The organism is Pseudomonas sp. A-B-19 (genome assembly GCF_019947515.1).
In the GTDB taxonomy this organism is placed as follows: domain Bacteria; phylum Pseudomonadota; class Gammaproteobacteria; order Pseudomonadales; family Pseudomonadaceae; genus Aquipseudomonas.
In genome coordinates, this window is the sequence record NZ_JAGYGN010000007.1 from 78,725 (window position 1) to 100,715 (window position 21,991).

A 21,991-nucleotide genomic window follows, 5' to 3' on the forward strand; every position below is an offset into this window, starting at 1 on the left:
CCTTTAGCTGTCTCTCGCCCCTTGCGAGGGCACATTAATTTTTGAGGCGCTTGCGCCTGCATGCAGACTAAAGAGGCTAGACCCCTGTGGCATTGACGATTCTTGGCCTGTCCGGCGCCCTTAGCCATGATCCTTCCGCAGCCCTGTACATCGACGGCAAGCTGGTCGCGGCGGCTGAAGAGGAACGCTTCGTACGCGATAAACATGCAAAGAACCGCATGCCCTACGAATCGGCGAAGTTCTGCCTGGAACAGGCCGGCATCAAGCCGTCCGACGTTGACGTGGTAGCGATTCCATTCGCACCGATCAGCCTGTTTGGCAAGGCTCGCTGGCAGTACGCCAAGCGTTACTGGTACGCCCCGGACCGTGCACTCGACGCGATCCTGATGGGCAACCGCCGCTACAAGCGCTATCGCAACAAGATCGTCTGGTGCCTGGAGCAACTGGGTTTTGATCCGAAGAAGATCAGGATCGAGCCGGTCGAGCACCACCTGGCCCACGCCTCCAGCGCTTATCACTGCTCCGGTTTCAAAGAGAAAACCGCGATCCTGGGTATCGACGGCAAGGGCGAGTACGCCACGACCTTCTTCGGTTACGGCGAAAACGGCAAGATCCACAAGATCAAGGAATTCTTCGATCCGGACTCCCTCGGCGGCCTGTACGGCGCGATCACCGAGTTCCTCGGATTCGATATGCTCGACGGTGAGTTCAAGGTCATGGGCATGGCGCCGTACGGCGACGCCAGCAAATACGATTTCTCGCGCCTGGCTTCGTTCGAAAACGGCGAGCTGGTGATCAACACCGACTACGCCAACGTTATCGGCCTGCGTCGCTACAAAGAGAAGGGCAAGGGTTACTACTTCTCGCCGAAGCTGATCGAGTGGCTGGGTCCAAAGCGCGAAGGCGACATCGCCGATGAGCCGTACATCCACTACGCTGCGAGCATTCAAGCGCTGTTCGAAAAAATTGCGCTGCAGATGATCGACTACTATCTGGGCGACGTGCTCAAGCAAACCGGCAAACTGGCCTACGCCGGTGGCTGTGCGTTGAACGTCAAGCTCAACCAGAAAATCATCGCTCGCGACGACGTCAAGGAGCTGTTTGTTCAGCCTGCCTCCGGCGACGCCGGTACCGCGGTGGGCGCGGCAGCCTATGTGTCCCACGCCCGTGGCGTGCCGGTCGAGAAGATGGAACACGTCTACCTCGGCCCGTCGTACAGCAACGAAGACGTGATCGCCGCGTGCGCCCGTCACGCCGACAAGCCGACGTGGCGCAAGCTCGACAACATGCCGGAGCAGATCGCCAAAATCATGGTCGATGGCAACCCGGTAGCCTGGTTCCAGGGCCGCATGGAGTTCGGTCCGCGTGCACTGGGCGGGCGTTCGATCATCGGTTGCCCGAGCGTGCCGGGCGTGGCCGACCGCATCAACCATCAGATCAAGTTCCGCGAGCGCTGGAGGCCTTTCTGCCCGTCGATGCTCGACACCGTGGCGCCGCAGATGATCAAGATCGATCACCCGGCTCCGTTCATGACCTTCACTTTCGAAGTGGCGGAAGAATGGAAGACCCGCGTGCCGGAAGTCGTCCACGAGGACGGCACCTCCCGCGCCCAGGTGCTCAAGCGCGAATACAACCCGCGTTACTACGACATGATGAAAGCGCTGGAAGTGCTCACCGGCAACGGTGTGTCGCTCAACACCTCGCTCAACCGTCGCGGCGAGCCGATGATCTGCTCGCCGACCGACGCATTGAACATGTTCTTCGGCTCCGATCTGCAGTACCTGATCATGGAAGACATCCTGGTGGTCAAAGAGGGCGCAAACGCTTATGACTCGCTCGGCTGAACGCCATGTGCTGCAGTTCTGCCACGGCTATGACGGGCCGTTCCTGGACTGCGCACGGCAGTATGCCAGCCTGTTCGCGGGCACCGGTTATCGGGTGACCACGGTCTTTCTGACCGGGGTTGCCGATAGCGAGGTGGCCGCAGCGTGTGCTTGCGATGAAGTGTTGTTCATGGAATACAGCTCCAAGGCCATCCGTGGCCTGAAGCTGGGCGCCATCGGCGATCTGCGCAAGATCGCCGCATCGCGCAATTTCAGTTTCTGCATCGCCCACCGCTTCAAACCGATCTATATCGCCTTGCTCGGCACGTCGTTGCCGGTAATTGGCGTGCATCACGCTTTTGACGATTACAAGCGTGGCAGCCGCAAACTGTTCGCGCGTATCTTTCGCAAGCGTCTGAGTCTGCTCGGTGTGTCCGACGCCGTGCGCGACGACATGCGCCAATGCCTGCCGAAGTGGCCGGCTTCGCGGGTCCAGACCTTGTACAACCGTATCGACGTGGATGCCTTGCAAGCCATGCAGGTGTCGGCTCGCGAGGCTCGGGAAACCCTCGGGCTGGCGGCGGATGCCTGGATCGTCGGCAACGTCGGACGGCTGCATCCGGACAAGGACCAGGCCACGCTGTTGCACGGTTTCGCCGAGGCGTTGCCGGGGTTGCCAGCCAACAGTCAGTTGGTGATTCTCGGTAAGGGGCGTCTGGAGGAAAACCTCAAGGCTCAAGCCCGGGAGCTGGGTATCGGTGACCGGGTGTTGTTTCTCGGTCAGGTGCCGAATGCGCGCAACTACTTCCGGGCCTTCGATGTGTTTGCCCTGAGCTCCGATCACGAACCGTTCGGCATGGTGCTGCTGGAGGCCATGGCCGCGGGTGTACCTTTGCTGGCAACGGCGTGCGGTGGCGCGAAAGAAGTGGTCGAAGGCGTGGGCATCCTGTTCCCGTTGGGCGATGCCGGGCGTCTGGCCCAAGGGCTGCAACATCTCGCTGGCATGGATGATCAGCAACGCCGACAGTGTGCCGAGTTAATGCTCGAGCGCTTGCGCGAACGCTTCTCCGATCACGCGGTGCGCGATGCTTTCTGGCATTTGCCACACGTTACCGAACTGGCACAGAGGGGCTGATGCTCAACCGATTTCAAGGCTGGCGCGAGCGTGGCTGGGCGGTAGTCGACGCCTCGACTTACGCCGAAACCTGGCAGCGTTATGGCGGCAGCGTCGCAACTCATCCCATGGTGGTCGAGCGGCTGGCGAAACTGGCCGAGATTCCAGTGCGTTACCTGGCCTGGGTCCAGGGTGACGAGGTCAAGGCGGCGATCCCGACCTGGGGGCGCGACCTGGCCTTGTCCAAGGACGTGCTCAAGCGTCGCGGCAAAAAAGGTCTGTTCGACCTGGGCAACGCCGAGATCATCCTGCCTGCCGCTGCCGATACCCAGGCGCCTTTGCGCCATCGCGCGCGGTATCTGTCGGCGCTGAGCGAAGGTCGTTTCACTGGCATCAAGTTGCAAGCCGAACAACTGGCCATGGCCCGCACACCCGAAGAGCTGTCGAAAAAATTTCGCTATAACCAGCGCCGCGAATTGCGCTTGCTGGAAGAGGCCGGTGGCGTGGTGCGGCCGGTGTCCGAATTTTCCAGCTTCGATCTGGCGGCGATTTATTGCGACCTGTTCCAGCGCCGCTGGGGTTTCCCGGCGACCGGTGCCGAACGCATGGCCGATGTCATCGAGTTGCTGCGCGAGTTGCTGATCGGTTCGGTGATTTTTCTCAACGATGCGCCGATTGCGATTCAACTGGTGTACCGCGTCGAAACCCCGCAGTGGATCAGCGTCGAGTACATCAACGGCGGGGTCGATCCCGAGACTCGCGAGTTCAGCCCTGGCAGTGTGCTGAGTTTTCTCAATACGCAAAGCGCCTGGGAGCATGCCCGGGCGCAGGACAAACCGTTGCGCTTTTCCTTCGGTCGCGCCGACCGTGAATACAAGGATCGCTGGTGCAACCCCGTGCCGGTCTTCACCGTATGAGCCAAGCCATAAGCCGCAAACAGCAACTGCTCAAGCGCCATCGGCGCAATAAACGTATCGTCTTGCTGATTGCTCTGGTGCTGTTGATCGTCATGGGCGTGCTGGTGGCCTGGTGGTTGCCGCTGGTGCTGGCGGTTCTGGGCTGGATTGCCCACGAAGCCTGGTTTGCCGACCATTTGTTCTACTCGCCGAAAGACGATTACCAGTACAGCTTTCCCCCGTATACGCCACAGCCCAAGGTGCACCTGAGCGGTGAACACTTGCGGCTGGACGAGGGCGTGATGCTGGTCGACGACGCGACGTTGGTGCTGGCTCTGCGGGTGAAAAGCACCTGGCTGGGTCGTTTTCTCGATCCGGTGGTCGAGTTGGAGGGAGGCGAAAACCCTGACCGACAAACCTTCGAGCGGGGCGTGAACGGCCTGCGCTACCTCAATCTCAGTGGTCAGGCTCAGGCGCTGTCCCGTGGTGACCTGCGCTTGCGCGGACGTTTCTGTCGCGTGTTCGGTGAGCCTGTGCTGTGGGCACTGGAGCATCCGGATTACCGGCGTCAGCGGGTGATGGTCATCGCTCCCCACGCCGATGACGCCGAGCTGGCGGCCTACGGTTTGTACAGCCAGGCCGACGAAACCTGGATCGTCACGCTGACCGCCGGTGAAATCGAAGCCGAACACTATCGGCAGATGGGCCTGAACAAGGTCGATGCGGCCCGCTTGAAAGGCCGGCTGCGCACCTGGGACAGCATCGCTGTGCCACGTTGGGCCGGTGTCCCCGAGGCTCGCTGTGTACAACTGGGTTATTTCTGCCTGCAACTGGCGAGCATGCAGGCCGCGCCTGCGGTTGCGGCGGGATCGCACGAAGCGGACCTGAGCGACACCCGGCTGTTCCGCCAATTGAATCCTTTTGCTCTACCGGGCGATGTCGATGGCGCACCGACCTGGAACAATCTGCTGGCGGATCTGCGCGAGCTGTTGCTGCGGGCCCGGCCCGAGGTCGTCGTCCTGCCGCATCCGACCCTGGATCCGCATCCCGATCATATCTGTGCCCAGGCGGCAGTCCTCGAAGCCTTGCAAGGCCTGGACTGGCAACCGACCATGCTATTGGGTTATGCCAACCACCTGCACGACAACGACCGCTGGCCGATGGGCGATACCGGTGATGGCATCGCCTTGCCGCCTGCCTTCGATCCGGCCCGACCGATGCAGCCTTATTGCCTGCCCTTGTCTCTGGAGCAGCAGCGAGACAAGGCCATGGCATTGGGCATGATGCACGACCTGCAACCGGCGATGCCGTTCAAGCGTCGCTTGCGCCGGTTGATCCAGCGGTTGTTGGCCGGCCGCTTGCCGCCAACCTATGGCCAGAACGAATTCTTTCGCAAGGCAGTCCGGCGCCACGAGCTTTTGTGGTCGCTCAAGCACACACCAGGCAACGTTTCTCAGCGGGGAGAGTTATGAGTCAGCGGTCAAAGGTCCTGCAACTGCAGCCTGACTACAACGTCAAAGCCCATGATTTCGCCGACCTCGCGGAGCAAATCGTCAAGGCCCTGCCCAGTGATCGCTATGAAGTGACCGCCGCGTTTCTGCGCGGCAAACCCGGGCCGGGCGAAGCGGTGAGTCGAGCCGACCATTCGGTGTACTTCGAATTTTCCGACAAGTCCCTCAAGGGCATGCGCCTGCGGGCCATGTGGCAGCTGTACAAGTTCTGCCGCCGGGAAAAATTCGATGTGGTGATCTGCAATCGCTTCAAGCCGGTCAACATGATGCTGGCCCTCAACCGCTGGTTGAAAGTGCCGTTGTGCATCGGCATTTCCCACGGCTTTGGCGAGTACGACCGTTTTTACCGGCGCCGCCAGACCCAACGCCTGATCGATCGTCACTGGCGCTTCGTTGGCGTGTCGCCTGCGGTGAAACAGTATCTGCTGGACTGTGACTGTGGTTTCACCGACCAGAATACCTACGCCATCACCAATGCCATCGACATCGAGCAAGCCGAAGGTCTGCAACACAGTCGTGAAAAAGCCCGTGAAATGTTGGGCATCGATCCGTCGGTGCGGCTGATCGGTGCGTTGGGGCGACTGGTGCCGGTCAAGGGCCATATCTATTTGCTGCAGGCTTTCGCGGCACTCAAGGACAAATACCCGAATACCCAACTGGCGATCATCGGAGCCGGCCGTGAAGAGTCGCGCCTGGCGGCGGAAATCGACCGCCTCGGCCTCAGCGGTCGCGCTCATCTGCTGGGGTTCAAGGAAATTGCCCTGCAGTACATTCGCGCTTTCGATATCTGGACCATGCCTTCCCTGGCCGAAGGCCTCGGGCTGGCGCTGCTCGAAGGCATGAGCGGGCATTTGCCGGTGATTGCCTCGAATGTGCCGGCCATGTTGCCGCTCATCGAAGGGGCTGGTGGCCTGGCGATTACGCCGAAGGATGTGCCGACGCTGCAGGCTGCGCTGGACACCTACCTGGGGCTGTCGGATGACGAGCTCAAGGCCAAGGGTGAGCAGGCCTTCCGTTATTTGCAGCAACACCATGACATCGAGGAGTTCCGTCGCGAATACCTCAGTCTGATCGACTCCGGCCTGGAACAGGCCCGCAAGGAACAGCCATGAACGACGCGCAACCCATCGTCACGGTCATCATCGCGTCGTATAACCATGCCCCTTACATCGAGGAAAGCATTCTCAGCGTCCTCAACCAGACCTATCGGAACATCGAGTTGCTGGTGGTCGACGATGGCTCGAAAGATGACAGCGTCGAGCGGATCAAGGCGCTGCAGGCCATCCATGGTTTCGATTTCCGGGTGCAGGAAAACCAGGGGCTGACCAACACCCTCAATGGTGCGATTGCCCGGGCCAAGGGCAGCCTGATCGTGCCGTTCGGTTCGGATGACATCATGTTGCCGGAGCGAATCGCCACCCAGGTGGCCCATATGGACGGCAAACCCGAGGTCGGCATTTGTGCCGGTAACATCGAACTGATCGATGCCGACGGCAATCTCTACCCCGAGAAGCGCCAGCGCCGGGATGTACCGTTCCGTCGCCTGGACTTCGAAGACATGTTCCTGGAGCGCAAGCCCTATCCCCCGGCACCGACCCTGATGATCCGTCGCGAAGCGCTGGAGAAGGTGGGCGGTTTCGACCCGACCATTCGCCTGGAAGACTTGCTGATCGAGTTGAAGGTGACCCATGCCGGTTACTTCATCGATGGTCTGAATGTGTTGATGGCTCGTTATCGCAAGCACGCCACCAACTCCTACAAGAATCACCGCTTCATGATCGACAGCATCCTGCGCACCTACGCGCTCTTCAGCGATCACCCGCTGTATGACGAGGTGCGCTACAAATTTCTCAACTCCATGTTCCTCAAGACCGCCAACCGTGATCGCAAGCTGGCGCGGGAGCTGCTGGCGCAGATTCCGTTCAAGGCCTGGAACAAAAAAACCTGGCGTGGGCTGGGGCGGATGTATTTCTCGCGGCTGGAGAAAGACTGAGCCAAGGGCTGGGTTCAGGAGGAGGCGGAGCATCGACCTCGGTGACATGTCCCGGTTGACGGCTCAACGTTGTTGAGCTGTCTCCTGCGCAAGCACTCTTCTCGGCTTCCTGTTCTGGCGCAACCAGCGCAGGGTTATCTTGCCGGCATTGATACCGGGCTTTTCGACGTACAGGTAAGTCAGGCTGCTGATGATGATCAGCAGGCAACTGCACACAGCCAGCAACGGCAGGAAAACCCAGGCTTGCCGGGCATCAAGATGCAATAGCGGCGGCAGTCGCTGCACCAGTACCCAGAGCACGAAACCGTGCAGCAAATACGTGCTGTAGCTGATTTCCCCCAGCCAGCGAATGCTGTGTGGTCTCAGGGCGCCGAACAAGGTGTTGCCGGACGCGACGATCACAAAGAACAGTGACAGCAGCAGCAGTGCTCCCAGGTTGAAAGCCCGGTTGAACGCCGTAAAGGCGATCGCCAATGCGAGCAGGGCGATGGTGCCCGCCAGCGGAGACTGGCTCCAGGCGACCCATTGTGGACGGCGAACCCAATACGCCGCAGCGATGCCGCCGAGGAAGCTGGCCAGGAAGTGCTTCTTCAGCGAGTGTTCCCAGCCGACCACCTGGTACAGCGCGTAGATGCCGATCAGGCACAGCACCGTCTGCATCCAGCCTGCGCGATAAATGAACACCATGGCAGCCAGTGGCAGGGCCAGGTAGAAGAACACCTCGTACCCCAGCGTCCAGGTGACGTTGGAGATCAGCATGCCGGTCTGGTGGTACTGGTTGACGTCTGGCCGGTCGAAGACCAGCCAGGCCAGGGTCTGGCCAATGAATTGGGTGGCGGAATCCTTGAGTTCCCAGTCCTGCAAATAGAACACGCAGACAAATACGGTCAACATCAGCGGCAGGTAGAGCGGGTAGAGGCGAAACAGTCGAGATATCGCAAATGCCAGCCAGTCGTGTTGCCGCCCGTGGGTGAGCAAGCGGTCCCAGAACAGAAAGCCGGTGATCATGAAAAAGAGGGCGACGCTGCCCTGGCCCAGCTGCGAGTAGAAGTTGCTCGGCGGAAAATCGGTCACACCGGTTTGCAGAAAGATCCAGGTAATGATCGAGTGATGGACGAACACGCCGAAGGCCAGATACCCGCGTAAGCCGTCGATGCTGGCAAAGCGGCTTTCGCCGCGATGCTCCAGCTCTCGGGTGAGTCTTGGCACGCTGCGCAACAGTAGTGCAGCAGTCGCGATGGCGAGCAGGTAGGCCGTCATCGCGATAAGCGGATTGGTTTCTATCATCGGTGAGCCTGGGCCGGAGGACTCCCGGCCAGCACGTGCCTGTGCAAATTATCCACGTCGGATTTCGAAGCCACCGCAGCGTATCCCTGCAGCAGCGCTTCGAAGTGATCCTCGAACAGCCAGTGCCGATCTGATGCGTAGCGCTGCATGTGGCGCAGATTGCGCCGACGCAGCGAAGGGCTCAATGATGAAGGGTAAATCCGCAGGTCGGCCAGGTCGATCAGGCCGAACTCGCCGTCCTCCAGCACCAGCACATTGCCCAGGTGCAGGGAGCGGAAGTAGACCCCTTGCTGATGCAGTTGGGCCATGAATTTGCCGAAGCGCTCCACCAGCGCCTGGCGCACAGCCGGGGCGGTGATGCCTTGCAGGATCTGGCGCAGCGTGTTGCCCGGCAAGGGAGAGTAGTGCACAGCGGTGCTGCCGTCTTCGAACCGGTAAAGGTCGAGGATATGCGGTGTCGGGATGCCCATGCTGCGCAGTTGCACGCTGTTGACGGCAAAACGATCGGAGTAGGGCGTGAAACTGCCCGAGGTGTACCAGCGGCGACGGCGGAACAGCTTGAGAAAGCTGCCATCGCTCAGGCGCAGGACTTTGGGGCCCAAACCATCTTCTTCGATGACCCGGGCATCGGCCGTCAGCTGTTGCAGGGCGCTTGGCGTCGCGGTCTTGATCGGTCTGTCCAGCAGGCGCCTGGCCCGTTGATTGATGCTCAATGCGGCAATCAGTGCCAACGGGATCCACAGCAGGAACCAGTGCTCCTTGGGGCGAGAGATAATCCCGCCGCCTTCGGTCAGCCCCGCACCGATACCGAAGGCCAGCCAGGTCGAGGCAATGATAAACAGCGGTTGCACGCGATGGCGCCGGCTGCTGATGAAGCTCCACACAAGGAAGAACAGCCATGGCAGCAGACCGATAATGCCGACGTAGTAGAGCACGCCCAGAGCGAAGCTATGGGGCTCCTGAAGGGGGGAGCCGGCGCCGGGGTCCAGGCTCAGTCCGGCGTTGTAGCCGTGCCCGATCCATGGATGTTCAGCGATCCTGTCCAGGGCCATTTGCCAGAGTTCGATACGGAAGGAACTGCCTCTTTCGAAGATCTTGTCCGCAAACAACGCGAAAGTCGCCGTTTCGGCGATGAACATGGAACCAAGCATGAAGACCGACTGTCGATTCCAGCAGATGTAACTCAGCCACAGCGCGGCCAGCGTCAGTGCAACCAGTGGAGTCCTTGAGCCGGTGGCCAGGACGGCGGCGAACATGATCACCATCGCCGGTATGCTCAACCAAAGTACCTGGTGTCGCTTGCAGGTCATGCTCAGGCTCAGCCAGTAGGTACAGAAAAAACCGAAAACGTGGGAGCTGAGCAGAGGGTTGTCGAACGCACCTACTCCGATCAGACGCATTTCCGGTTGGTAGATCAGGCCGAACCTGTACAGGTTGTAGACAGTGGCGACCAGCGCCACGATCGCGGCGCAGAACAGCAGGGGCTGAATGATTTCGCTGCGATAGCGCACCAGCAGGTAGCAGCCGACGAACAGAAACAGAGTGTGCAATGGGGGTTTGAACTGACCGAAGTCGATGTCGCCGCCCGGTCCCCAGCGCAGGCTGAGCAGTGCCCACCCCACAAACAGCAGGGCTGCAATGACGATCGGTTCGCGCAGCAGTTCTTTGCTGAACCGCGGACGCAGGCACAGCGCAATCAGTGCCGGAATGCTGAACAGGCCATAGTAAAGCTTGTGATGCGCACTGCGCCCAGGCAGGAAAAACAGCGCACAAAGCAGCAATAAGTAACCGAGCGGAAGGATCCACAAACAAATGAAATCGAAGATTCTATTGGACGTGCTGTTCAAAGCGTTTGATTGCATGCTGAGTAACTTATTCCTGAATTGAGCGAGCGTACCAAGGCAGGGACATCTGGTGGGTATTTGACGCGCCACAATACACAGACTGTATGCGATTGCCAGAACCCTGGGGAAGCTGTGCTAAAGTCAGCGTCCTTTTTATCGACATTCGCGTGATATGACCGACTCCAGTCTCAGTGCAAGCCCATCGAGCTTGAAAATCTATTTCCGTCTGCTCGGCTATGTCCGGCCGTACATCAGCCTGTTCCTGATCAGCATCGTCGGTTTTCTGATTTTCGCTTCGACGCAGCCAATGCTGGGCTACATCCTCAAGTACTTCGTCGACGGTCTGTCCAACCCTGAAGCGGCGCTGTTTCCAAACGTGCCCTACCTGCGGGATCTGCAACTGCTGCAGGCGGTGCCGTTGTTGATCATCCTGATCGCTGCGTGGCAGGGATTGGGGTCGTACCTGGGCAACTACTTCCTGGCCAAGGTTTCCCTGGGCCTGGTCCATGACTTGCGGGTGCAGTTGTTCAACAACCTGCTGGTGTTGCCAAACCGGTATTTCGACAAGCATAACTCGGGGCACCTGATTTCACGTATCACCTTCAACGTGACCATGGTCACGGGGGCGGCAACAGATGCAATCAAGGTCGTAATTCGTGAAGGCATGACGGTGATCTTCCTGTTTGCCTCGCTGTTGTTCATGAACTGGCGCCTGACGCTGGTCATGGTCGCCATCCTGCCGCTGATCGCCCTCATGGTGCGCACGGCCAGCAAGAAATTCCGCAAGCAGAGCAAGAAAATCCAGCTGGCCATGGGGGACGTGACGCATGTGGCGTCCGAAACCATCCAGGGCTATCGCGTGGTACGCAGCTTCGGCGGCGAAAAGTACGAAGAGAAACGCTTCTTCGACGCCAGTCAGGGCAATACCGACAAGCAGTTGCGCATGACTCGCACCGGCGCCATCTACACGCCGCTGCTGCAATTGGTGATCTATACCGCCATGGCCGTGCTGATGTTCCTGGTGCTGTTCCTGCGTGGCGATGCGTCAGCCGGCGACATGGTGGCCTACATCACCCTGGCCGGCCTGCTGCCCAAGCCGATTCGCCAGTTGTCCGAAGTCAGCTCGACCATCCAGAAGGGGGTGGCTGGTGCTGAAAGTATCTTCGAGCAACTGGATGTCGAACCTGAAGTCGATACCGGCACCGTCGAGCGTGACGTCGTCAGCGGTCGCCTGGACGTGCGCAACCTCAGCTTCACCTACCCTGATACCGAGCGTCAGGTGCTCAATGACATCAGTTTCTCGGTCGAGCCCGGGCAAATGGTGGCGCTGGTGGGCCGTTCGGGCAGCGGCAAGTCGACCCTGGCCAACCTGATTCCGCGTTTCTATCACCACGACAAGGGCGAAATCCTCATCGATGGCGTCGAAGTGGAGCAGTACAAACTGTTGAACCTGCGTCGGCATATCGCCCAGGTGACCCAGCACGTGACCCTGTTCAGCGATACTGTGGCCAACAACATCGCCTATGGCGACCTGGCTGGCGCCCCCCGTGAAGACATTGAAAAAGCGGCCAAGGATGCCTACGCAATGGACTTCATTGCCCAGTTGCCTGAAGGCCTGGACACCCAGGTCGGGGAAAACGGTGTGCTGTTGTCCGGTGGTCAGCGCCAGCGCCTGGCGATTGCCCGGGCGCTGTTGAAGAATGCTCCGCTGCTGATTCTCGATGAGGCAACCTCGGCACTCGATACCGAGTCCGAGCGGCATATTCAGGCAGCCCTGGATCAGGTCATGAAAGGTCGCACCACGCTGGTCATCGCTCACCGCTTGTCGACCATCGAGAAGGCCGACCTGATCCTGGTCATGGATCAGGGGAAAATCGTCGAGCGCGGTACCCATGATCAACTGCTGGCGCAAAACGGCTACTACTCGCGCCTCAACGCGATGGGCCTCGACGCCCCGGCCGAAGACATCGCCTGATCCCGAAAGGGCGAGCCTGGCTCGCCCTTTCAGGCGGGTGTCTGCATGTTGCAACGTTATCTCTGGAAACTGTTGCCCAAGCTACGAGATGCCTGGTTATGAATGAAGCCGATGCGTGTCGTCGTCTGGCGGGTTTGTGCTCAAAAAATGAGCAATAAATGCTGACGAATCATCCGGTTGCAGCCACCGCACAAGCCGACGCCAACCCTGTGCTAATATCGCGCCCCTGTTCATTCTGTATGTGGGTTGCACCATGAAGTTGTCCATGCCGCGATTCGATCAAGCCCCTGTCTTGGTAGTCGGCGATGTCATGCTCGACCGTTACTGGCATGGTGGTACCTCACGGATTTCTCCTGAGGCGCCGGTGCCGGTGGTCAAGGTTGATCACATCGAGGACCGTCCGGGCGGCGCTGCCAACGTTGCCTTGAACATTGCCGCCCTGGGGGCTCCGGCCTCGCTGGTCGGTGTCACCGGCGACGATGAAGCCGCCAACAGCCTGGTCAACAGCCTCAAGGGCGCTGGCGTGCGGGCCACCTTCCAGCGCATTGCGCACCAGCCGACCATCGTCAAGCTGCGGGTCATGAGCCGTCACCAGCAATTGCTGCGTATCGACTTCGAAGAACCCTTCGCCACTGACGCGCTGGCGCTGGCCGCGCAGGTCGATGAGTTGCTCGAAGGCATCAAGGTGCTGGTGCTGTCCGACTACGGTAAAGGCGCGCTGAAAAACCATCAGGCGCTGATCCAGGTCGCCCGTGCCCGTGGCATTCCGGTGCTGGCCGATCCCAAGGGCAAGGATTTCTCGATCTACCGCGGTGCGAGCCTGATCACGCCGAATCTCAACGAGTTCGAAACCATCGTCGGTGGTTGCGCCGATGAGCACGAATTGGTGAGCAAGGGCGCGCAGCTGATGCACGACCTGGACCTCGGTGCCTTGCTGGTGACACGTGGCGAGCACGGCATGACCCTGTTGCGTCCGGATCACCCGGCACTGCACTTGCCGGCCCGTGCCCGTGAAGTGTTCGACGTGACCGGTGCCGGCGATACGGTGATTTCCACTCTGGCGGCCGCGATTGCCGCTGGCGAAGAACTGCCTCACGCTGTGGCCCTGGCCAATCTGGCGGCCGGTATCGTGGTCGGCAAACTCGGTACGGCGGCCATCAGTGCGCCGGAACTGCGTCGTGCGATCCAGCGCGAGGAAGGTTCCGAACGCGGTGTGCTGGGTCTTGAGCAACTGTTGCTGGCGGTCGACGATGCCCGCGCGCACAAAGAGCGGATCGTGTTTACCAACGGTTGCTTCGATATCCTGCACGCCGGTCATGTGACCTACCTCGAACAGGCGCGGGCCCAGGGCGATCGTTTGATCGTTGCGGTAAACGACGATGCATCGGTCAGCCGCCTGAAAGGGCCGGGTCGTCCGATCAACAGCGTCGACCGGCGCATGGCGGTGCTGGCCGGTCTGGGGGCGGTGGACTGGGTCATCAGTTTCCCGGAAGGCACTCCGGAAAACCTGCTGAGCGCGGTCAAGCCGGATGTGCTGGTCAAGGGCGGTGACTACGGGATCGACCAGGTGGTCGGCGCGGGCATCGTGACGGCCTACGGCGGTACTGTGAAAGTGCTGGGTCTGGTGGAAAACAGCTCGACTACCGCGATTGTCGAGAAGATCCGCAAGTCCGAATAGCGCAGCTTTTGTAGGAGCGAGCTTGCTCGCGATGGAGTCAGGGCGCACGCGTTGAATCAGCAGATACGCGTCATCGTTAACGACCATCGCTGGCAAGCCAGCTCCTACAGGGTTATGTGCACGCTTTCAGGAACTGACTTTTTTACGCGGCACGATTTTTTTCAGCAACAGCCTGGCCTTGCCACGTAACCGCGCCAACCCCGAATCCTTCCCCGGCGGGGTCAATCCCTGCTGTCTCACCCAGTCCTTCCAGCGAATCCGCTCATCGCGCACCAACCAGCCTTCCTGTCGGGCAAAACTCTCGGCCAGGTACAGGCCGCGCGTGCTGGCCGGGTACAGTTGATCCTTTTTCAGGGTATAGAGCTCAGCCATCGGGTGGCCGTCCTGCAAGGGCATCAAGTACAGATCGGGTCGCTGGCGGTCGAGGCGGGCGACGAGTTGATCGCCTTCCAGTCTTTCATCGACATGGAACAGGCTCAGGGATTTGGCTTCCTTGGGAACGTCCAGGCGCAAGTCGTAAATCAATTGCAGCGACGCCGTCGGTAATTGTACGTAAGCCCGAGGACGCTCTATCAGCATCAGATTGGCGCAACGTACCGGCCGCGCCGAGCCGGACAGCGGCGACAAGCGAAACGGCAGAGCTTCACGGTAATGCAGGGCGGCCGAGTAGGGCGTCGGCAGCCAGGTGTTATTGAACCGCCCACCGAGCCAGCCTTCCGGAGTTTCCAGCAGGCATTCTTCGGCAATCTCCTGGATCGCCGTGTGCAAGGGCAGGTTCAGTTCATGGGCCGGCACGTAACCGGAGATCAGCTTGAGCACCACATCGCCACGGTCTTGCCGGCGTTGGCGCACCAGCACCCAATAGTCGCGATTCTGCCAATGCAGGGTCAGGCGTACCGAAACCCCTAGGTTGGCCAACTCCAGGGCAAACCGTTCGCTGTCGCCGACCGTCACCGGACGACGACGTTGCAGGGTCTGGGAGAAATTCAGCGGCCTGCCGACGCTCTGATAAGCCAGGCCTTCGGGGGTCGCTTCGACGAATAACGGCAGGGTCTTGAAGTTGCTCGGGTTCTTTCTGATGAGCGTACGCGACATGTCGGCTCCTGCTTAAGGCCGCGTGGGCGGCGTCAGTGGCTATGTAGGACCTGGGCAACGGTCGCGACATTGTGGGCGAGGTGCAGCGGATTGATGGTCCCGACAATAGCACTGGCAACACCCGGATGTTCAAACAACAGCTCGAAACTGGCGCGCACCGGATCCACGCTCGGACTCAGGCAGACATGACCACTGGCGAGGGCTTTCTTGACCAGAATGGCTTTGCCGTGTGCAGCAGCATAGTCAATGACGGCCTTCTCGTTTTGTTCGTTCAGATTGTAGGTGACCATCGCGCAGTCGCCTTGCTCCAGCGCCTTCAAACCGCCTTCGACGGTTTTGCCGGAAAAGCCGAAACCGCGAATCTTGCCTTCGGCCTTGAGCGCGGCGAGGGTCTCGTAGACTTCGCAGTCATTGAGGATCGCCAGATCGTTACCATCGGAATGTACCAGTACCAGGTCGATGAAGTCGGTTTCCAGACGTTGCAGGCTGCGCTCCACTGACATTCGCGTGTGCGCGGCGCTGAAATCGTGGCGGGACTGGCCGTCGGCAAACTCTTCGCCGACCTTGCTGACAATCACCCAGTCCTGACGCTGGCCGCGCAACAAAGGGCCAAGGCGTTCTTCACTGCGACCATAGGCCGGGGCGGTGTCGATCAGGTTAATGCCCAGGTCGCGGGTAAGCTTGAGCAACATGCGCGCTTCATTGTCATCGGGAATCCGGAAGCCATTGGGGTACTTCACTCCTTGGTCGCGGCCCAGTTTCACCGTGCCCAGGCCCAGGGGTGAAACCAGCAGGCCGGTGTTGCCCAGCGGGCGATGCAGGTCGTGCAGGGTCGGTTGGCTCATGGCAGCAGTTGCTCCCAGGCTGGTACGCCCATCGGCGGCTTCGGCAGTTCAGGCAGTGCTGCCGGGTGGCTTGGCTGGATACCGTCGCGGGTCAGGCTGGCGATCACGCGGTCGGCGAAGTCCGGCGCCAGGGCGAGCTTGGTCGGCCAGCCCACCAGCAGTCGGCCTTCCTCGGCAACAAAGGCGTTGTCGGGACGTGTCAGGCCTGATTGCAGCGGCTCGGCGCGATCTACGCGCAAGGTCGCCCATTGCACCGTGCTCAAGTCGATCCATGGCAGCAATTGGCCGAGTTCTTTCTGTGCGGTGGCGATCTGTTCGGCGGGCTCACGGGCCACGCCTTCAGATTCCGCGATGTCGCCGCCCAGGTACCAGACCCATTGGCCATCCGCCGCCGGGTGCGTGGTCACGGTGATGCGTGGTTTGGTGCCGCCACCCAGGCAATGGGCGTAAAGCGGTTTGAGGCTCGGCCCCTTGGCGATGATCATGTGCAGCGGGCGGCGCTGCATGGCGGGCTGGCTCAGGCCCAGTGCCTCAAGCAATGCCGCCGTCCCGGCACCGGCGCTCAGGACGATGCGCTGGGCACGGATCTCGCGCCCGTCCACCTTCAGGCCGACCAGCACGCCGTCTTCCAGCAATGGCTCGATCTTTTGCCCGGCGAGCAAACCATCGCCCGCCAGATCGGCCAGGCGCTGGATCAGGCTCGGCACATCGACCACCAGTTCCGCCAGGCGATAGACCTTGCCCTTGAAGCGCTTGTCTTGCAGGGCTGGCGGCAATTGTTCGCCCTTGACCTGATCGACGCGACCGCGCACGGCCTTGCTGGCAAAAAAACTGGTGAGGTTGCCGGCGAGGGTGCCGGGGGACCACAGGTAATGGGCCTCGGACAACAGGCGCACGCCGGACAGATCCAGCTCGCCGTCACCGGCCAGGGCTTTGCGCCAGCGGCGCGGCATGTCGGCGATGGCTTCCGAGGCGCCGGTCAGGGCGCCATGCAGCGCGTATTTGGCGCCGCCGTGGATGATGCCCTGGGACTTCACGCTCTGCCCGCCGCCGAGGCTGGCGCTCTCCACCAGCACGGTCGAAAAACCCTGGCGGCGCAGGCGTGCATTCAGCCAGAGGCCGGCGACACCGGCGCCGACAATCAGAACGTCGGTGGAAATAACGGATGGCATTCGGCGACCTCTGTGTTCAAGACGAGGGCGCAGTATACAGACTCGAAGATTGGAGGGGCTGACGTCAGTGCTCTCGAGCCAACGCGTAACCCTGTGGGAGCGAGCTTGCTCGCGATAGCGGTGGGTCAGTCAACATTGATGTTGAATGCCATACCGTCATCGCGAGCAAGCTCGCTCCCACAGGGGATTGCGTTTCAAATGTTAGTGACCTGCGGTTTTGGAGAAGAGCTGGATGACCACAACACCCAGCACAATCAACGCCATCCCCAGCATCGCCGGCACGTCCAGCTTTTGCCCGTAGATAAACAGCGCCGCAACGCTGACCATCACGATGCCCATGCCGGCCCACACGGCGTACGCCACACCTACCGGAACGCTGCGCACCACCAGGGTCAGCATCCAGAAGGCAATGCCGTAGCCGAGGATGACCAGCACCAGCGGCAGCGGGGTGCTGAGGCCCTTGACGGCTTTCATCGAAACAGTGGCAATCACTTCGGCGCAGATGGCAATGGCCAGGTAGTAGTAAGCGGTCATGGGTCAATCCTCGTGTGAAGTGTCGCTCTCTGAGGTCGGCATTCTAGTGATTCGCCAGATGCGGTAAAGTCATTACCTATCTGTTTAAAAGATGGGTTGAGCCATGAGCATGCAATGGAATCTGGAGCAACTGCGGTTGTTTGTCAGCGTAGCGGAGCAGCGTTCGTTTTCTGCCGTGGCGCGGGATCAGCGCAAGGCGCAGTCGGCGGTCAGCAGTTCGATAGCGTTGCTGGAGGAAGACCTGGGTGTCAGCCTGTTCGACCGTAGCAGCGGGCGTCAACCGAAGCTCACTGAAGCCGGTACCGCTTTGCTGGATGAAGCGCGGGAGGTGTTGCGCCAGTGCGAACGGCTCAACGGCCGGGCGCTGGCGATGATGCGCGGGCAGGAAGCGCGATTGCGTGTGGCCCAGGATGAGGCGATGCCGTATCAGCCGATCATCGAAAGCTTCGAGGCCCTGGCGGAAAAATTCCCCAGCCTTGAAGTGCAACTGACCAGCGCCGCCCAAGGCGATGTCGCGCGCAAGCTGGTGGAGCGGCGCGCCGATCTGGGGCTGCTGTTCTTTCATGATCAGATTCCCGAGGCACTTGAACGGCGGGTGCTGGGCAGCGTGGAAATGGTCACGGTGTGCGGCAAGGATCATCCGTTGGCGCGTAAAGGCGCAGTGGACAGCCAGCAATTGGCGCAACACCGGCAATTGCTGATGTCCACGGCGTCGAGCATTTATCCAGGCAGTGATCCCGCCAGCCCGCAAGTCTGGCGCGCCGACAGTTTCTATGTGATGGCCGAATGGCTGGTGCGTGGCCTCGGCTGGGCCTGGTTACCGCGCCACGTGGTGCAGTACCCGACTTATCAGAATCAGATGGTCGAGCTGGTCAGCGAATGGACCCCGCCGGCCCTGGTGGTGGAGCTGGTATGGCGCCGGGATGAGCCGCTCGGTCCGGCCGCGCGCTGGCTCGCCGAACGTTTTGCCGTGCACTTGCAGACGATTGGCGAAAAAAGCCGATAAACTCCGCCGCCATGAATAGAACTCTCTACACCGCGCTGTTTTATCTGGGGCTGCCATTGGTAGCGATTCGGCTTTGGCTGCGCGCACGCAAGTCTCCGGCCTACGCCAGGCGCATCGGCGAGCGCTTTTCCTTCGGGATGCCCGCGATGAAACCGGGCGGCATCTGGGTGCACGCTGTGTCGGTGGGCGAAAGCATTGCTGCCGCGCCGATGATCCGCGCCTTGCTGGCGCGTTATCCGAATCTGCCGATCACCGTGACCTGCATGACGCCGACCGGGTCGGAACGCATCCTGGCACTGTTCGCCAATGAGCCGCGCATCCAGCACTGCTACCTGCCTTACGATTTGCCGTGCGCCGCCCGGCGCTTCCTCGATCGGGTCCAGCCGAAACTGGCGGTGATCATGGAAACCGAACTGTGGCCCAACCATATCCATCAGTGTGCCAAGCGCGGGATCCCCGTGGCGCTGGCCAATGCGCGACTGTCCGAGCGTTCGGCCAAGGGCTACGGCCGGCTCCCCAGGCTGACCCGGCCGATGCTGGCCGAGATGAGCCTGTTCGCGGTACAGACCGAAGCCGAAGCCCGACGCTTGCGCGACCTGGGTGCTCGGGCGGAAACCGTCGAAGTGACCGGTTCGATCAAGTTCGATTTGACCATCGACCCGCAACTGCTTGAGCGCGCCAGCCAATTGCGCGGGCAGTGGCAGGCGCTGGAACGACCGGTGTGGATTGCGGCCAGTACCCATGACGGCGAAGACGAGGTGGTGCTGGCGGCCCATCGTCAGTTGTTGGCCGGTCATCCCGATGCCTTGCTGATTCTGGTGCCGCGTCATCCGGAACGCTTCAATTCGGTGTACGGGTTGTGCCAGCAACAAGGGTTTGCCACGGTCCGGCGTTCCAGCGGCGATGCGGTCAGTGCTAATACGTCGGTGCTGCTGGGCGACACCATGGGCGAGTTGCTGTTTCTCTACGCCCTGGCGGACAGTGCATTCGTCGGTGGCAGTCTGGTGCCCAATGGCGGGCATAACCTGCTGGAGCCGGCGGCCCTCGCTAAGCCGGTATTGAGCGGGCCGCATCTTTTCAACTTCCTCGAAATCGCCGCGCAGTTGCGCAGTGCCGGGGCGTTGCAGGAAGTGGAGGATGCCGAAGGGCTGGCGGTGGCGGTGCAGCGGCTGTTCGAACTGCCCCGTGATGCGCAGCGCATGGCAGAGGCCGGGTTGAACGTGATGCGCGCCAATCAGGGTGCGTTGCAGCGCTTGCTGGATGGATTGGGGCGGTTGATCGAGCGTTAGACCGAGTCGTCGGACAGAAAAAGATCGCAGCCTGCGGCCCCTCCTACAGGATGAACATCAATCCCGTGGTAGGAGCTGCCGCAGGCTGCGATCTTTTGCTTTTACTGATCAGGTCGTGCTTTCAACTGCTCAGCCGCCGCCTTGGCCAGATCCGGTGGCAGGAAATCCTTGTCCGGGTTGTAGTTCGGATTGAGCCAGCGCGCCAGGGTTTGCAGATCCCCCGGATTCAACGTCCCGGCCTGTTGCTTCAAGCGCAGGTTGTCGAGGATGTAGTCGTAGCGGGTGTTGTTGTAGTCGCGCACCGAGGTGTAGAGCTGACGTTGCGCATCCAGCACGTCGACGATGTTTCGCGTACCCACCTGATAGCCGATTTCGGTCGCTTCCACCGCGCTCTGGTTGGAGATGATCGATTGCTTGCGCGCCTGTACCTGCTCGACATCGGTGTTCACCGCGCGGTGCAGGTCGCGGGTGTTTTCCACGATCTGCCGGCGCAGGGATTCGCGTTGCTGCTCCGTCTGGTCCAGCTGTGCATAGGACTGACGCACCTGGGAGCTGATCAAGCCACCACTGTAGATCGGGATGTTCAGTTGCAGGCCAACGGTCGTTTGCTCGGCATTGCCACCGAACGGCACGGGCTGGTTGTTCGGGTTGCTGAAGCCCAGTGCATCGTTGTCGCCTTTCTCGTACTTGGCTACCGCATCAACCGTGGGCAAGTGCCCGGACTTGCGCTGCTTGAGGGTTTGCTCGGCGGCGCTGACGGCATAGTTGCTGGCCAACAGATTGAGGTTCTGCCTGCCCGCCGTTTCGACCCAGGCCTTGGCGTCGTTCGGTATTGGCGGCAGGATCGGCAAGTTATGGCTGATGCCCCAGATCGAGTTGTACTGGCGGTTGGTCAGGGTGATCAATGCCTCAAAGGCGTCGTCCACCTGGCGCTGCGCAACGATCCGGTTGGCGCGTGCGGTGTCGTAGCTGGCCTGTGAGTTCAATACGTCGGTCTTGTCCGAGAGGCCGACATCGAAACGCTCGTTGGATTGATCGAGCTGGCGTTTGAACGCCGCTTCTTCAGCCTTGGTCGAGGCCAGGTTGTCCTGGGTGCGCAGCACGTTGAAATAGCTGTCAGCGGTCTGCAGGATCAGGTTTTGCTCGGTCGCCGAGAGTTGCAGGGCGGCCTGTTCGTTGACTTCCTTGGCGGCCTGGAACTGGAACCAGCGATCAGCCCGGAACAGCGGCTGCGCCAAAGTGGCCTGGTAAGAATGAGCGTCGCGGTTGAGCGTGGCGGACGGCTGATCGAGATCCGTACGCACCTGGGACATATTCGCGCCGGCCGAGAGGTTCGGCAGCAGCCCGGCGCGGGCCTGGGGTACGACTTCCTTCTGCGCGCCATATTGGGCGATGGCAGCCGCCAGATCGGCGTTGTTGTTGACGGCTTCCTGATAAACGCTGACCAGGTCCGTCTTGTTCGATAAGGGCGCATCTGCTGCCCAGGCCATTCCGTTGGACGCACAAGACACGGCAAGGGCCAGTGAGAGTTTGCGCAGCATAGACGATCCCTAGAATTGATATTACGAAGGTAATTTGAGCGCCAAGGCTAAGGCCCCGCTTTGACAGCGTCAATGCGCGGCTCAGCGTAGCGAGTGTAGTTGTGCATTGGGGCAGCAACAATCCTGATACTGCGTGTAATTACGCCATTCATCATGGTGTTTGCCGTGGGGTTGGCGTTCTTTGCCAGTTGTGTCTAGACTGGCCGGGTTCTTGTCGGGGTGCCTTGCTATGAGGCTGAGATCGAATAATTTCGGATCCCGTTGAACCTGATCAGGTTAGCGCCTGCGTAGGGAACAAGATTTCTCGTCACCCGGCGAGTCCTCTTGTGCTTCGTCCGGGATGTTGTTCGACAATCGAACACCCCTCGAGCATCGAGCACAGCACAGC

Annotated in this window: 17 protein-coding genes and 1 riboswitch; of the genes, 10 read left to right on the forward strand and 7 right to left on the reverse strand. The window is 60.7% G+C overall.

The genetic code is table 11. From position 1 onward, the window contains the following. Positions 1–86 precede the first annotated feature (86 nt). From KGA81_RS10130 to KGA81_RS10155, 6 genes are read left to right on the forward strand one after another with little or no spacing between them, the layout of a single operon-like run. The gene (locus KGA81_RS10130) at positions 87–1,844 is read left to right on the forward strand and encodes a carbamoyltransferase (protein ID WP_223545677.1); all 1,758 of its coding nucleotides are present in this window, start codon (positions 87–89) and stop codon (positions 1,842–1,844) included. Beyond that, positions 1,828–2,958, forward strand: coding sequence for a glycosyltransferase (locus KGA81_RS10135; RefSeq protein WP_223545678.1), 1,131 nt, complete (start codon positions 1,828–1,830; stop codon positions 2,956–2,958). The genes KGA81_RS10130 and KGA81_RS10135 overlap by 17 nt, the downstream gene beginning before the upstream one ends. Continuing rightward, entirely contained in the window at positions 2,958–3,854 is an 897-nt protein-coding gene (locus tag KGA81_RS10140) for an antimicrobial resistance protein Mig-14 (protein ID WP_223545679.1), read from the forward strand. The genes KGA81_RS10135 and KGA81_RS10140 overlap by 1 nt, the downstream gene beginning before the upstream one ends. Before the next feature lie 8 nt (positions 3,855–3,862). Beyond that, positions 3,863–5,305, forward strand: a complete 1,443-nt coding sequence (locus KGA81_RS10145; protein WP_223545816.1) for a PIG-L deacetylase family protein — start codon at positions 3,863–3,865, stop codon at positions 5,303–5,305. Next, a complete protein-coding gene (locus tag KGA81_RS10150; RefSeq protein ID WP_223545680.1) occupies positions 5,302–6,456 on the forward strand; it encodes a glycosyltransferase family 4 protein in 1,155 nt (384 codons plus the stop codon). The genes KGA81_RS10145 and KGA81_RS10150 overlap by 4 nt, the downstream gene beginning before the upstream one ends. Continuing rightward, positions 6,453–7,337: a glycosyltransferase gene (locus KGA81_RS10155; protein WP_223545681.1), complete on the forward strand. Its 885-nt coding sequence runs from the start codon at positions 6,453–6,455 to the stop codon at positions 7,335–7,337. Before KGA81_RS10150 ends, KGA81_RS10155 begins: the two co-directional genes overlap by 4 nt. 63 nt (positions 7,338–7,400) lie before the next feature. On the opposite strand, the gene KGA81_RS10160 is transcribed toward KGA81_RS10155, so the two are convergent. Both KGA81_RS10160 and KGA81_RS10165 read right to left on the reverse strand, forming a co-directional pair. Beyond that, positions 7,401–8,624, reverse strand: coding sequence for an acyltransferase family protein (locus KGA81_RS10160; protein ID WP_223545682.1), 1,224 nt, complete (start codon positions 8,622–8,624; stop codon positions 7,401–7,403). After that, positions 8,621–10,486: a bifunctional O-antigen ligase/aminoglycoside phosphotransferase family protein gene (locus KGA81_RS10165; RefSeq protein WP_223545683.1), complete on the reverse strand. Its 1,866-nt coding sequence runs from the start codon at positions 10,484–10,486 to the stop codon at positions 8,621–8,623. The genes KGA81_RS10160 and KGA81_RS10165 overlap by 4 nt, the downstream gene beginning before the upstream one ends. Before the next feature lie 154 nt (positions 10,487–10,640). Here KGA81_RS10165 and msbA point away from each other — a divergent pair, with 154 nt between their 5' ends. Together msbA and hldE are read left to right on the forward strand one after the other, a co-directional pair. Then, entirely contained in the window at positions 10,641–12,443 is a 1,803-nt protein-coding gene (gene msbA / locus KGA81_RS10170) for a lipid A export permease/ATP-binding protein MsbA (protein ID WP_223545684.1), read from the forward strand. Between the two features lie 253 nt (positions 12,444–12,696). Next, positions 12,697–14,121: a bifunctional D-glycero-beta-D-manno-heptose-7-phosphate kinase/D-glycero-beta-D-manno-heptose 1-phosphate adenylyltransferase HldE gene (hldE, locus tag KGA81_RS10175; protein WP_223545685.1), complete on the forward strand. Its 1,425-nt coding sequence runs from the start codon at positions 12,697–12,699 to the stop codon at positions 14,119–14,121. Positions 14,122–14,247: 126 nt separating this feature from the next. On the opposite strand, the gene KGA81_RS10180 is transcribed toward hldE, so the two are convergent. The 4 genes from KGA81_RS10180 to KGA81_RS10195 form a co-directional block, all read right to left on the reverse strand. Then, positions 14,248–15,216, reverse strand: coding sequence for a metal ABC transporter ATPase (locus tag KGA81_RS10180; RefSeq protein ID WP_223545686.1), 969 nt, complete (start codon positions 15,214–15,216; stop codon positions 14,248–14,250). Positions 15,217–15,248: 32 nt separating this feature from the next. After that, on the reverse strand, positions 15,249–16,061 hold the full coding sequence (locus tag KGA81_RS10185) for an aldo/keto reductase (protein ID WP_223545687.1): 813 nt from the start codon (positions 16,059–16,061) through the stop codon (positions 15,249–15,251). Continuing rightward, positions 16,058–17,233: an NAD(P)/FAD-dependent oxidoreductase gene (locus KGA81_RS10190; RefSeq protein WP_223545688.1), complete on the reverse strand. Its 1,176-nt coding sequence runs from the start codon at positions 17,231–17,233 to the stop codon at positions 16,058–16,060. The genes KGA81_RS10185 and KGA81_RS10190 overlap by 4 nt, the downstream gene beginning before the upstream one ends. A 201-nt stretch (positions 17,234–17,434) precedes the next feature. Continuing rightward, a complete protein-coding gene (locus tag KGA81_RS10195) occupies positions 17,435–17,767 on the reverse strand; it encodes a DMT family transporter (protein WP_007977444.1) in 333 nt (110 codons plus the stop codon). A gap of 103 nt (positions 17,768–17,870) precedes the next feature. On the opposite strand from KGA81_RS10195, the gene KGA81_RS10200 reads away from it, so the two are divergent. After that, positions 17,871–18,773: a LysR family transcriptional regulator gene (locus KGA81_RS10200; protein ID WP_177413258.1), complete on the forward strand. Its 903-nt coding sequence runs from the start codon at positions 17,871–17,873 to the stop codon at positions 18,771–18,773. A gap of 11 nt (positions 18,774–18,784) precedes the next feature. Next, the gene (waaA, locus tag KGA81_RS10205) at positions 18,785–20,062 is read left to right on the forward strand and encodes a lipid IV(A) 3-deoxy-D-manno-octulosonic acid transferase (protein WP_223545689.1); all 1,278 of its coding nucleotides are present in this window, start codon (positions 18,785–18,787) and stop codon (positions 20,060–20,062) included. 101 nt (positions 20,063–20,163) lie between these two features. Here the strand turns inward: waaA and KGA81_RS10210 are convergent, their stop codons facing one another. Next, positions 20,164–21,603: a TolC family outer membrane protein gene (locus KGA81_RS10210; protein ID WP_223545690.1), complete on the reverse strand. Its 1,440-nt coding sequence runs from the start codon at positions 21,601–21,603 to the stop codon at positions 20,164–20,166. A gap of 205 nt (positions 21,604–21,808) precedes the next feature. Further along, a riboswitch (TPP riboswitch) is annotated at positions 21,809–21,914 on the forward strand. Positions 21,915–21,991 lie beyond the last annotated feature (77 nt).